Raw genomic sequence first — 12,639 nt, forward strand, 5'->3', positions numbered from 1 at the left:
TATGATCAAGAACAGCATTGAAGCGCTGCGGGAGGAAGGCCACATTCAAATCCGGGCTTACCGGGACAACGGCCAGGTTGTCATTCGCGTCGCCGACAATGGAGAGGGGATGGAGCCGTCAGAGGTGGCGAGGCTCGGCGAGCCATATTACTCCAACAAATCGAAAGGAACCGGGCTCGGGCTGATGGTCACGTTCCGCATCATTGAGGTGATGCATGGAAAGATCGAGATTGAGAGCAAGAAAGGCGCCGGTACGGTGATGACCGTCCGTTTCCCGGCTGCCGCATCCGGCGAACAGGGAACGGAATGATCCCGTGATCCGCATACACTGGAACAAAAAAATGGCGCCTGCATCGGCGTCATTTTTTTGCGTTTAAAAGAGCATTTCAGGGGCGTTTCCTCCTTGAATGTCCCTCCAGGCCAGATATAAGCTGATCGCTGCGGCAATAAGGAACAGGAAAGCGGAAATAAAAGCAAGCTGCTTTCCGGTGCTTAGCGCACCCATATTCCCGCCTGCTCCCATTCCCGGGGTTGCGGAGGGGACCACTCCGCTGATTCGAACGGGCTTCGCCGGTTTTGATCTTGACTTAACCCGTTTCCCGGGCTTTGCCGATTTCACTGGTTTCACGGTAGACACTCCTTTGCGTGAGAATCCTTCATCAAGAACGATGGCAGGGGTACTTTAACGAACTCACAGTAAGTTATGTTACTGGAGTTCGGGTCGTTCCGAGGCCAAGAGAAAATAAACTGAGGAAAGAAACCGATGTATGTTTGATCATCAGAAATAGGTTTATACAGCTCGTAGCCGCAGCTGAAGCCAGAGGTCTTATTGCAGTGTATGATGGGGCGGCAGAGATGTTATCGCAGGAGCAAAAAAATAGGGTCCCGGCTTGACCTCGTGCCGTCCCTTCCCGGGTGATCCGAATATGTCGAAAACATCCGGCTGGTGAGAAAATGAGCATTTACTAGATTGTTAGTTTTGTTATAATAAATTATGCTAACTTTCTTTGGACAATACGAGCAATGGCAGGAGGATATCATGGACAAAACGCAATGGAGCATCAGCAGCTGGAGCTTTAAGGCTTGCAAGGACCAGGAATGGATGGAGGCGAAGGTACCGGGCTGTGTGCATACGGATCTGCTGGCCAACGGCAAAATTCCGGATCCGTTCTACGGAACGAATGAGAAGGAAGTGCAGTGGATCGACAAGCAGGATTGGGAATACGAAAGCCGGTTCGATTTGCCGGAAGAGCTGCTGTCCCTTCCGCATCTGGAGCTCGTATTTAAAGGGCTTGACACCTATGCGGACGTCGCCGTGAACGGCAAGCCTGTTCTTCAGGCAGATAATATGTTCCGCACATGGAAGGCCGATGTCAAGGATGTGCTGAAGCCGAAGGACAATACGGTCCATGTGCGTTTCCGCTCGCCGGTCCAGGAGGATCTTCCCAAGCTGGAGCGCCTCGGCTACGATTTGCCGGCAACGAATGACCAGTCGGATGTCGGAGGACTTGGAGACCGGAAAATCAGCGTATTCGCCCGCAAGGCGCCGTATCATTACGGATGGGACTGGGGTCCTCGATTCGTGACCAGCGGTATTTGGCGGGATGTCTATATTGAAGGATGGGATCACAGCCGGATTCAGGATGTATACATCGATCAGACGGAGGTTACGGCAGCGTCCGCCAAGTTAACGGCCGTGATCGAGCTGGAGTCAGACCTGGAAGGGGAAGCGCTGGTTCGCCTGAGCGCGGACGGTCAGACCTGGGACCAGAAGGTCCAGCTGTCACAAGGCACCCAGACGGTGGAACTCCCGCTGGTGATCGACAATCCGAAGCTGTGGTGGTGCCGTGGACTCGGTGAGGCGAATTTGTATGAGTTCCGTGCGGAGCTGATCGTTGACGGCGGCGTGACAGCCGAGAAAACCATTAAAACGGGCCTGCGCTCGGTCAGGCTGGTCCGCGATAAAGACGAGGCCGGCTCCACCTTTTATATCGAGCTGAACGGAGTACCGGTGTTCGCCAAGGGTGCCAACCATATTCCGAACGACAGCTTTATTACCGAAGTAACCTACGAACGCTACCGTCATGAGATTGCCAGCGCAGCAGCCTCCAACATGAATATGCTTCGCGTCTGGGGCGGGGGGATTTACGAGCAGGACGCTTTCTACGAGCTGTGTGACGAATACGGCCTGATGGTATGGCAGGATTTCATGTTTGCCTGCAGTATGTACCCCGGCGACGAAGCATTTTTGGAAAATGTGCGGCTGGAAGCGGAGGAAAACGTCAGACGTCTGAGAAATCATCCTTCGATTGTTTTATGGTGCGGAAATAACGAAATTGATACCGCCTGGTCCCACTATTCCGAAAATACCGGCTGGGGCTGGAAGCAGCAGTATACTCCGGAGCTCCGCGAGCGCCTGTGGCAGGATTACGAGGCGATCTTCCACCGGATTTTGCCGGAAGCGATTTCCCGGTATGCGCCGCAGGCCGATTACTGGCCGTCTTCGCCGATGATCGAGCTGACCGGGGACATTCGTCAGCATGCGACGAACAGCTCCACCGGCGGGGATATCCATTACTGGGGCGTATGGCACAATGTGGAGCCGTTTGAAAATTATAACTTGTACATCGGGCGTTTCATGAGCGAATACGGTTTTCAGTCGTTTCCAGAATACAAATCGGTTCGCCGTTATGCCGAAGAGCATGATTTGGCCTTGGAATCGGAAGTGATGCTGGCCCACCAGAAGAACGGGCAGGGCAACCGTCTGATCAAGCAGTATATGGATATGTACATGAACGAGCCGAAGGATTTTCCGTCCTTCCTGTATATGAGCCAGGTGCTGCAGGCGGAGGCCATGAAGATGGCGATTGAGGCGCATCGCCGCAAGAAGCCTTACTGCATGGGGACGCTGTATTGGCAGATGAACGATTGCTGGCCGGTGGCTTCCTGGGCGGGAATGGATTATTTCGGCCGCTGGAAGGCGCTCCAGTATTACGCCAAACGAAGCTTCCGCGACATCGCCGTTTCCATCGACGGTACGCGCGGCGACGAATTGGACATTTACGTCCTTTCCGATGTGCTTCAGCCGCTGTCCGGAAATCTTCGCCTGCAGGTCATGGACCTGAAAGGGAACGTCCTGCAGGAAACGGCGGAGAGCTTCAGCATAAGCGCCAACACATCGGAAAAGGTGCATACCTGCTCCGTGGAGCAGCTGCTGGGCGGAAGCCGCCGTCAGGAAACGTTTCTGCTCGTCCAGCTTGAGGTGTCCGGACAGGTGGTGGACAGCAAGGAGCATTATTTTGTGCCGGCTAAGGAGTTTGCGTTTGCCAAAGCGAATATCACGGTACGGGAAGAAGAAGGCAGCCAGGGTCATACGCTGATTCTTACAACGGATACGCTGGCCAAACAAGTATGGATTTCCAGCGAGGCGGAGGGCAGCTTCAGCGACTTTCCAGCGAGGCGGAGGGCAGCTTCAGCGACAATTTCTTCGATTTGATCCCGGGCAGGGAGCAGCGCGTACAGTTTTACGCCCGTTCGGAAGGGGAAGAGCCGTTCATCCCGGCCAGACCGGGCCGGATCGAAGTGAAATCGATGGCGGACTTTATCGTAAAGTAGGATATTTGCATACAAAGGAGCCGTCCGGGTACCGGGACGGCTCCTTTTATTTGGGGTGGACGCGTATGCACCAGCGCTGTAGTCGCTGCTGTTAAATATAATGCAGTCCGGATAAATAAGGCAGAGGTATCGTGCAGAAATCCTTCGGAGCCCCCGCCAGGTGGGGAGACTCGGGATCAAACAGCAGCGACAGCAAACTGCTGTCATCCAGCACGAGTTCCTGTCCCTTGTTTGTGACCGTATATGATCTGCCGCCGGCTTCATCGATGCGGATAAAGGATTTCCAGTCCACCTTGAGCAGCGGGGAACACTGCGTGAGCAGGCTGTGGGCGTCCGCGATCCATACGGTGCCGCTGTTCGGGCCGGATTGGACCGCGGCGCCGGCCTGCTGCAGCAGTTTCAGCAGGGCTTGCTCCTGCCAAGGCACCGGAACCTCCAAGCGCTGAATCTGGTGGCGCTGGAGCATTTCGGCCAGCAGCCGGGCAACGGCATGCGGATGGCCCTCCCCACTCGACGGCCTTGGCCGGTTCGCCGGACGTTGAGGATTCAGGAGACGTTGGCACGGCAGCGGCCAGAAAGGCTGCTATCGCGCCGTCGCGATGGCGCTGCTGCCCAGCAGCGTAAGCAGCTGTCCGGGGCCCTGCTCATAGGCCGGGGATGCGCCGGAGAGGATCGCGGAGATGCCAAAGGTATCCTCCGGCCGCATAGGGCTGATGCTCCATTCTTCTGTATCCGGTTGCAAAAGGGCTGCCGCGCTGCCGCTATCCAGCATGGCATAATGAACTCTGCCAAAATCGTAGCAGCCTGCCCGGCGGTACAGGGAACGGCCGCCGGATACGAATACGAGGGATGCCCCGGAGCGGCGTGCATGATCCATGCATTCCGCCAGAAGCGTGCTGGCCAGATTTTGCCCGCGGAAGTCGGGGTGTGTGCATACCGAACCGATGCTGAACACGTTCAGCCTGGCTTCCCCGATCCGCATCACGTCCGGCGCCAGTCCCATGAACGCCACCAGCTCGCCCTCATCGGTGAACGCGCCATATGAATGGCTGACGCCCGGATGAAACAGGGCCGGAAACGATTTGCCCATAGAGGGCTGGCCGGGCTTGCCAAATACAAGGTCTGACAGGTCTGCGGCCTGTTGTAATTCATTTGAATAAAGCAGCCGAATCTTCAAGTTATACATACCTCCTCATCCGTCATGCTTGTTGTCTAGGTCGAGAATAAGTATAGTCCTCTAACGGGATAAAGTGAAGACGGGCGAACCATTTCCTTTATTGAAAAAAAACAAATGCCCGGAAAGCCGTTGTCTGCTCCAACGTTACAAAAAAGTGCTTAAATGACTTTGAAGTGCGTACTTCCCGACGGAGCCATCCGGGTGCACAATAGAGCCATCACCAAGCACAATATATAAAGGAGCTGACATTCCATGAATGATCATAAATCGGTTAAGGAAGAACGGAAAGTAGCATTGGTCGTCGGGGCCAATGGGGTGATTGGACGCAATCTCATCGACTATTTGCTGACGCTGCCGGAGTGGGAAGTGATCGGGGTATCCCGGAGGGGAGGGGAGGACAGGGAGCGGGTCCGCTATATCGCGGCGGATCTGCTGGACCCGGAAGATGCCCGGCGCCGTCTGGGTGCGCTTCCCGAGGTGACGCATCTTTTCTACGCCGCTTATCAGGACCGCCCGACCTGGGCCGAGCTGGTGGCGCCGAACCTGGCCATGCTGGTCAACAGCGTCGAGGCGGTCGAAGCGGGATCGCCGGGGCTGCGGCATGTCAGCCTGATGCAGGGGTACAAAGTGTACGGTGCGCATCTCGGCCCGTTCAAAACCCCGGCCAAGGAATCGGATGCCGGTCATATGCCGCCCGAGTTTAATGTGGATCAGCAGCAGTTTTTGGAGAAACGGCAGCAGGGAAAGGCTTGGACGTGGTCGGCCATTCGTCCTTCGGTAGTAGCGGGTTTTGCATTGGGCAATCCGATGAATCTGGCCATGGTTATCGCCGTATACGCGTCCATCTCCAAGGGAACTGGGCATTCCGCTCCGTTTTCCGGGGAAACCGGGGGCCTATCATACGCTGATGGAGGTTACTGATGCCGGGCTTCTTGCCAAAGCCACCGTGTGGACCGCAACCGATCCGCGGTGCGCGAATCAGGCGTTCAATATCAACAACGGGGATCTGTTCCGCTGGAACGAGATGTGGCCGAAGATCGCCGCTTACTTCGGAATGGAGACGGCGCCGCCCCTTCAGATGTCCCTGGACGTCGTTATGGCCGACAAGGAGCCGTTGTGGAATGACATGGTCCAGAAGCACGGGCTTGCCCCGCATTCTTATCAAGAGGTTTCTTCCTGGAGCTTCGGCGATTTCGTCTTCTCCTGGGATTACGATTTCTTCGCCGACGGGACCAAAGCCCGCCGCTTTGGCTTCCATGAGTACGTGGATACAGAAGAGATGTTCATGAGCATTTTCGATGATTTACGCCGGCGTAAGGTCATTCCGTAACGTGTAGGTTTGGCCGTTATGTCTATGATATCCTCAACGTATAAAAAAGAGAGGCTGCCCCTGATCTTGCAGGGATGCAGCCTCTTTGCTTATATATGCTTCTGATCCTTCCGAGTTATGCCGCAGGATATCTCTTGGCGCCGCCGGTGCCTTTCAAACGACTGATCTGCCGATGGCCGCCTGCCCTTGCAGCCGGTCAACCTGCTTGTTTACGGCGCAGACTTCAAGCGGGAGTTTTCTCTGATGGCCGCCGTTCCCTGGTACTTTTTATCGACATGCATTTCTCCCCATCGGCACATCATGTGCAGCAGCTCCTTCATGCTCCAGCCGTATTCGGTCAGTTCATACTCGACCTTGGGAGGAACCTCATTGTAGATGATGCGCTGAATGATGCCCTCGTCTTCCAGTTCGCGCAAGTGCTGGGTCAGCATTTTCTGGGTGATGGAAGGAATGAGATGAAGGAGCTCGTTGTTCCGCTTTTTGCCGAAGGTCAGATGAAACTACGCGCGTTCAGACGGTCGAGAAGGATGACATTCTGAAAATGTACGCTACCCTGGCTGCTTTGCATTCCCTGGCTGCTGAAACGGCTGCGACTCATATTTCGGCGGAGCAGATCGAACAGCTGAAGGGGCTTAACGCCGATTTCGCCACCGCGATCAAGCAGGGACAGCCGTACCAGGCGATGGAGCTTGACGAGCAGTTTCATAATCTGATCGTGGACGCCTCTGATAATGCCTACGCTGCATCCTTCAGCGCATCGCTGCAAATCCATATTCGGAGGTTCAAGTATGTTTTTCTGGCTCAGCCGGTGGCGGCAACCGCTGCCTCGGTAGAAGAGCATGCCCGCATCATTGAGGCGTTCGAGAAGAAGGATGCGGCGCTGGCCGCCTCGGTGATGAAGCAGAATTTGCTGAGACCGATGAAGGAGCTTTATGCATTCATTCAAAACCACTCGGAAGGAGACGATTCGAAATGACGAGTCAAGATCGACCTGATCTGCGGATTCGCAGCAAAGTCATCAGTGAGGGCGTAAACCGGGTCCCGAACCGGGCCATGCTCCGTGCGGTCGGGTTTAAAGATGAGGATTTCAAGAAGCCGATGATCGGCGTGGCCAGCACCTGGAGCGAAGTGACACCTTGCAATATGCATATCGATGAATTGGCCAGGGAAGCCAAGAAAGGCGCTCAGGCCGGCGGCGGGGCTCCGCTCATATTCAATACGATCACCGTTTCCGACGGGATATCGATGGGGCATGAAGGCATGCTATTTTCGCTGCCCAGCCGGGAAATTATTGCCGATTCGATCGAAACCGTCGTGAACGCCGAGCGTTTTGACGGCCTGGTAGCGATCGGCGGGTGCGACAAGAATACGCCGGCCTGCCTGATGGCCATCGGACGCATGAATCTTCCGGCTGTATACGTTTACGGAGGCACGATTCAGCCTGGATCGCTGAACGGCCGGGACGTAAATATCGTGACGGCCTTCGAAGCCGTCGGGCAGTATCATGACGGCAAAATGACTCCCGAGGAGCTCCATCAAATCGAATGTCACGTTTGTCCGGGTGCCGGAGCCTGCGGGGGGATGTACACCGCCAACACCATGGCTGCGGCCGCGGAAGCGATGGGCATGAGCCTGCCTGGTTCCTCATCGACGGCGGCCATCGCAAGCGGAAAAGCCGATGAATGTGCGAGGGCGGGAGAAACGGTGATTCAGCTTCTCGAAAAAGGGATTTATCCAAGAGACATTATGACGAAAAAGGCATTCGAGAACGCCATTACCGTCGTCATGGCGCTGGGGGGATCGACCAACGCCTTTCTGCATCTGCTGGCCATCGCCCATTCCGTTCAGGTCGATCTGACCATCGACGACTTCGAGCGGATTCGCAAGAAGGTGCCGCATCTTGCCGATCTGAAGCCGAGCGGCCGGTATATGATGCAGGATCTGAGCGATGCCGGGGGTGTCCCTGCGGTCATGAAGCTGCTGCTTGAAGCGGGCCTGCTTCACGGCGATTGCATCACCGTAACCGGGCATACGATCGCGGAAAATTTGGCAGCGGTGCCCCCGCTGCGGAGCGGCCAGAATGTCGTCAGACCGCTGGATCAGCCGCTGAAGCCTACAGGGCCGCTTGTTCTGTTAAAAGGTAATTTGGCCCCAGAAGGGGCCGTGGCCAAAATGTCCGGCCTGAGCAGGCTGTCCTTTACCGGGCCTGCCCGCGTATTTGACAGTGAAGAAGAAGCCACGGAAGCGATCGTGGGCGACCGGATCCGGAAGGGAGATGTCGTTGTCATCCGCTACTGCGGACCGAAAGGCGGTCCCGGCATGCCGGAAATGCTGTCCGTCACCGCCATGATTGTGGGCAAAGGACTGGGCGGTGACGTGGCGCTTCTGACCGACGGCCGGTTCTCCGGCGGCTCGCACGGTTTTGTGGTGGGACACGTGGCTCCGGAAGCTCAGGTCGGCGGTCCGATTGCCCTCCTTCGGGAAGGAGATATCATTACCATCGACAGCGAAACCCAGGAAATCAATATGCAGGTCAGCTCCGAGGAGCTGGAGGAGAGAGCAAAGCAGTGGTTCCCGCCGCAGCTGAAGCATTCCGCCGCCGTGCTGCGGAAGTATGCGCGGCTCGTATCCTCGGCATCCAAGGGAGCCGTCACGGATGAGGACGTTTAAATTGTAAGGAGGGGGCACCGCGATAAAAGCGGTGCTCCCTTTTTTATTTACCATGACCTGCTCATGTCCAATAACCCCGCATAATCGCGCCTTTATTTGGAAAATGTAGACCCATGATTCCCCTTTTCAGAGGGCTGTTCTCACCGCCAATTGACGGCCCTAAAGGGGGAGGGGACATACCGCTTTTGTTTGTAACGTTAGTTGCTTGGTTTATATATAACTAGGGCAATTTTCTTGTTCGCAACCGAAATCAAGGCGTGTTTACATTCCATTTTAAAGAGGCGAGGCTGTTTGGATTCCACAACACTGGTTAATTCACTTGTTCTATTAATGGCCGGCCTGCTGCTCGTCGGCGTACTGACCACCAAATTTTCCTCGAGATTCGGCATGCCGGCCCTTGTGCTGTTTATCATCGTCGGCATGCTGATTACGCGGTTCGTGTATTTCGATAACGTCCTCATCACCCAGATCGTCGGGATTTTGGCCTTAATTGTCATTTTGTTCGAAGGGGGCATGCAGACGAAGTTTGACGATATCAAGCCGGTCATCAAGCCTGCTCTGTCGCTGGCGACGGTGGGGGTGCTGCTGACGACCTTTATCGTCGGCGTCTGCGCCAAGTATATTTTGGGCGTGTCCTGGGTGGAAGGCTTTCTCTTCGGTGCCATCGTCGGATCGACGGATGCGGCCGCGGTGTTCTCGGTGCTTGGAGGGAAAAATATCAAAAAGCGTCTGACCTCCACCTTGGAAGCCGAGTCCGGCAGCAATGACCCGATGGCCGTCTTTCTTACCGTCTCCCTGATCGAATATTATCAGCATCCCGAGGCGGAAATCTTCCAAATGATCCTGTCGTTTTTCTGGGAAATGGGCATCGGCCTGGTCATGGGGCTGCTCATCGGCAGGCTGGCGGTTTACGTCATCAACAAGATCAATTTCGATTCGTCCGGACTGTATCCCGTGATGGCGCTCGGATTCGCCATTCTTGCGTACAGCGCTACTTCGGTGATCCATGGCAGCGGGCTCCTCGCCGTCTACGTGACGGCCATCGTCATGGGCAATTCCGATTTGGCCTATGGGCGTTCGATCATGCATTTTAACCAGGGATTCGGCTGGATGATGCAGATCGTCATGTTCGTGCTGCTCGGCCTGCTTGTCTTTCCAACCGAGCTGCCGGGCATCGTCGGGGAAGGTCTGCTGCTTTCTCTGATCCTGATGCTGATTGCAAGACCGGTGGGCGTCTTCCTCAGCACGCTCGGGATGAAGTATTCTTTCCGGGAAAAGCTGCTCATTTCCTGGGCCGGCCTGCGCGGAGCCGTACCGATCGTGCTGGCGACTTATCCGATGCTGGCGGAAATGGAGCACGGGCGGCTATTTTTTAACGTGGTGTTTTTCGTCGTACTAACCTCGGCCATTATCCAAGGGGCGACGATTTCCCCGTTTGCCGGGAAGCTGGGGCTGGCGGGAGAAATCAAACCGTCCAACCCTTCGCTCCTGGAGCTGACGGCCTTAGGCAAAGCCAAATCGGAAATCAACCATGTGGACGTCAACGAGACGATGGCGATCGCCGGCAAGGAAATTTCCGAGCTCGACCTGCCGGAGGACATTTTGTTTACGGCGATCATCCGCCACGAACAGATCATCGCTCCGCGCGGAAACACGAGGATCGAGTCCGGAGATACGGTGTATGTGCTGAGCCCGAAGGCGAAGCGGAAGCAGGTGAAGGCGATTCTGACTTCCCCGGCACTTCCGGTGGTTCATCTCAACGAGGTGAAGCAGAAGCCGGAAGAAGCCACCAACATCATACCGCCTAAAGACCCGGACGACCCTCCGGAACAGGAAACTTAACACAAAAGCCCTGCCTTCTTTGCAAAGAAGCAGGGCTTTTTGGAATGCCGGAGGTTCAGGCTTTTCCCAGGATAAAGCTGATGATCAGAATCAGGAGGACCAGGGTGGTAATCCCCGTATACAGCTTGTCGCCTTCGCGCACAAATACCCAGATGGAGATGGCGACGCGCAGTACAGGGGTCAGAATGAGCAGGATCAATCCGGCAGTGATGACGGCGTAAGGCTTGAATGACGCGATTCCGCTCACAACATCGGGGAGGCTGTGCGGGTAAGAGCTGCCGGGGTATCCGCTGCTTCCCTCCATAAAAAAGAGCACCAATCCCGCGATGATGACGGCTGCGCTCAGCACGACGCCGACCCGGAGCCAGCGGCTGACGGCCAGCTCCACCTCCAAAATATCTTTCTGTTGCCGCTCTTGACGTTGCTCGTTCGGTTCGCTCATTTCGTCAGTCCCACTCCTTCCCAAATCATCTGCAAGGCCACGTACGCCAGCACCGGAATGAACAGCAGGCGGATCGTCTTGCTCTTGAGGCGCTGCATAATTTGCGCACCGACGGTCGCTCCGGCCAGAACGCCGAGAGCCACCGGTCCGGCGATATGCGGGTCGATATCCCCGCGCAGCAGGTAGACTCCCGCGCTGGCCGCCCCGGTCACGCCCATCATGAAGTTGCTGGTAGCGGTCGAGACCTTCAAAGGAAGTTTCATGAACACGTCCATGGCCAGCACTTTGAAGCTGCCGCTGCCGATGCCGAGCAGGCCGGATACGATTCCCGCGCCGTACATGACGGAGAAGCCTCCGTAGACGTTTCCGGCATGGTAAGGGACGTCCTGCTTGATGGCTTTATCATAATAGCTTCCTTCAAGCCGGAGCTTCTTGGCAGCCGGGCTCATGCTGACCTCACCGGCGGCACCTTCGCTCTTCTTCTTGATCATATTAAACGCGGAGTAGATGAGCAGCAGCCCGAAGATGATATAGAGCAGATTAGGGGCGATGATGCCGCCGATAAACGCTCCGGTGATCGCCCCGATGGTCGTGGCGATTTCCAGAAACATCCCGACCCTCATATTGGTGATCCGGTCGCGGATGTATGCGATGGCGGAGCCGCTTGAAGTGGCGATGACGGATATGATGCTGGCGCCAATGGCATGCTCGATGCTGACCCCGAATAGAAGCGTCAGCGCCGGCGTGACGATAATGCCGCCTCCGAGCCCCAGCACCGATCCGACGATGCCTGCCAGAACGGAGATGAGCAGAATTTCCAAAGATAACGTAATCACATGAGTACACCTGCCTGTGTCAGAAAATAAGAGTCCGGATTGCGCTCTTCCGCCGTGTCCCTGTACACTAAAAACACGGGGCTTATCGCATCCGGATGCCGTGGAACGGATTCATTATACACCGTTTGTATAATATTAACCATACAAACGGACGATATTAATGCATTATATTTTTACAATGTAAAATACAACGAAGCAATGAAGCTTATGCCGGGAGAGGAAGAAAGCCATGAAATTCAAACACTTGGACGAAAAAGACAATATGATTCTGGATCATCTGCTAGATAACGGCAGGCTCAGCCATGCCGAGCTCGGCCGTTTTGTGAACCTGACGCGGGCTGCCGTGCGGGAACGGGTCAATGGCCTCATGGAGCAGGGAATCATCGATAAATTTACGGTGATTGTCAACCCGCTGAAGGCCGGAAAAAGCATGTCGGTGTACTTCTTGATCGAAGTGGAGTGGAACCTGCTTGAGACCGTTGCCGAAATGCTGCTTGCGGATGATGAGATCACGAGCGTCTACCAGATGAGCGGCGGCCCGCACCTGCATGTCCATGCGCTGATGGATGACCAAGAGCATGTGGAAAAATATTTGCGGAAGCTCCAGACGGTGGAAGGCATCACGAACGTGCACAGCGAGTTTCTGATCCGCCGGTTCAAAGAGCGGGAAGGCATACAGATTTAAGATGTCCTTCATGCAGCTGCATCCATGCGCTCTTTCTCGTTT

General features: G+C 55.5%; 9 protein-coding genes and 3 pseudogenes. 7 read left to right on the forward strand and 5 right to left on the reverse strand.

What is annotated here, in order from left to right; translation table 11 throughout:
* Positions 1–310 (forward strand): ATP-binding protein (locus tag CPT76_RS26730; RefSeq protein ID WP_146116438.1); only part of this gene is annotated, 310 nt, incomplete at its 5' end.
* Positions 311–1,039: 729 nt separating this feature from the next.
* Positions 1,040–3,615 (forward strand): annotated as a pseudogene (locus tag CPT76_RS26735) (beta-mannosidase).
* A 91-nt stretch (positions 3,616–3,706) separates the two neighbouring features.
* Here the strand turns inward: CPT76_RS26735 and CPT76_RS26740 are convergent.
* Together CPT76_RS26740 and CPT76_RS26745 are read right to left on the reverse strand one after the other, a co-directional pair.
* Complete coding sequence (locus tag CPT76_RS26740) at positions 3,707–4,042, reverse strand: hypothetical protein (RefSeq protein ID WP_105445057.1); 336 nt, start codon at positions 4,040–4,042, stop codon at positions 3,707–3,709.
* 156 nt (positions 4,043–4,198) lie between these two features.
* Positions 4,199–4,792, reverse strand: a complete 594-nt coding sequence (locus CPT76_RS26745) for a GNAT family N-acetyltransferase (RefSeq protein ID WP_181153062.1) — start codon at positions 4,790–4,792, stop codon at positions 4,199–4,201.
* Positions 4,793–5,044: 252 nt separating this feature from the next.
* Here CPT76_RS26745 and CPT76_RS26750 point away from each other — a divergent pair.
* Positions 5,045–6,122: pseudogene (locus CPT76_RS26750) on the forward strand (SDR family oxidoreductase).
* 209 nt (positions 6,123–6,331) lie between these two features.
* On the opposite strand, the pseudogene CPT76_RS26755 reads toward CPT76_RS26750, so the two are convergent.
* Positions 6,332–6,622 (reverse strand): annotated as a pseudogene (locus tag CPT76_RS26755) (winged helix-turn-helix transcriptional regulator); the annotation flags it as partial.
* 41 nt (positions 6,623–6,663) lie between these two features.
* Here CPT76_RS26755 and CPT76_RS26760 point away from each other — a divergent pair.
* From CPT76_RS26760 to CPT76_RS26770, 3 genes are all read left to right on the forward strand, one after another.
* Positions 6,664–7,098 carry a GntR family transcriptional regulator gene (locus CPT76_RS26760; protein WP_105445060.1) on the forward strand — a complete coding sequence of 145 codons (435 nt, stop codon included), beginning with the start codon at positions 6,664–6,666 and terminating at the stop codon, positions 7,096–7,098.
* Positions 7,095–8,792, forward strand: a complete 1,698-nt coding sequence (gene ilvD, locus CPT76_RS26765) for a dihydroxy-acid dehydratase (RefSeq protein WP_105445061.1) — start codon at positions 7,095–7,097, stop codon at positions 8,790–8,792. The genes CPT76_RS26760 and ilvD overlap by 4 nt, the downstream gene beginning before the upstream one ends.
* 291 nt (positions 8,793–9,083) lie before the next feature.
* A complete protein-coding gene (locus CPT76_RS26770; RefSeq protein WP_105445062.1) occupies positions 9,084–10,634 on the forward strand; it encodes a potassium/proton antiporter in 1,551 nt (516 codons plus the stop codon).
* Positions 10,635–10,689: 55 nt separating this feature from the next.
* On the opposite strand, the gene CPT76_RS26775 is transcribed toward CPT76_RS26770, so the two are convergent.
* Positions 10,690–11,076 carry a DUF1634 domain-containing protein gene (locus CPT76_RS26775; RefSeq protein ID WP_105445063.1) on the reverse strand — a complete coding sequence of 129 codons (387 nt, stop codon included), beginning with the start codon at positions 11,074–11,076 and terminating at the stop codon, positions 10,690–10,692.
* A complete protein-coding gene (locus CPT76_RS26780) occupies positions 11,073–11,912 on the reverse strand; it encodes a sulfite exporter TauE/SafE family protein (RefSeq protein WP_105445064.1) in 840 nt (279 codons plus the stop codon). Before CPT76_RS26780 ends, CPT76_RS26775 begins: the two co-directional genes overlap by 4 nt.
* A gap of 229 nt (positions 11,913–12,141) precedes the next feature.
* Here CPT76_RS26780 and CPT76_RS26785 point away from each other — a divergent pair, with 229 nt between their 5' ends.
* Positions 12,142–12,597: an Lrp/AsnC family transcriptional regulator gene (locus CPT76_RS26785; protein WP_105445065.1), complete on the forward strand. Its 456-nt coding sequence runs from the start codon at positions 12,142–12,144 to the stop codon at positions 12,595–12,597.
* Positions 12,598–12,639 lie beyond the last annotated feature (42 nt).

Source organism: Paenibacillus sp. AR247 (genome assembly GCF_002968895.1).
Taxonomy (GTDB): Bacteria; Bacillota; Bacilli; order Paenibacillales; family Paenibacillaceae; genus Paenibacillus_AQ; species Paenibacillus_AQ favisporus.

Excerpts from the sequence above, each read along its gene's own strand:
- CPT76_RS26760 (WP_105445060.1), top strand. The coding sequence starts at position 6,664 with ATGTACGCTACCCTGGCTGCTTTGCATTCCCTGGCTGCTGAAACGGCT.
- ilvD (WP_105445061.1), top strand. The coding sequence starts at position 7,095 with ATGACGAGTCAAGATCGACCTGATCTGCGGATTCGCAGCAAAGTCATC.
- CPT76_RS26775 (WP_105445063.1), bottom strand. The coding sequence starts at position 11,076 with ATGAGCGAACCGAACGAGCAACGTCAAGAGCGGCAACAGAAAGATATT.
- CPT76_RS26785 (WP_105445065.1), top strand. The coding sequence starts at position 12,142 with ATGAAATTCAAACACTTGGACGAAAAAGACAATATGATTCTGGATCAT.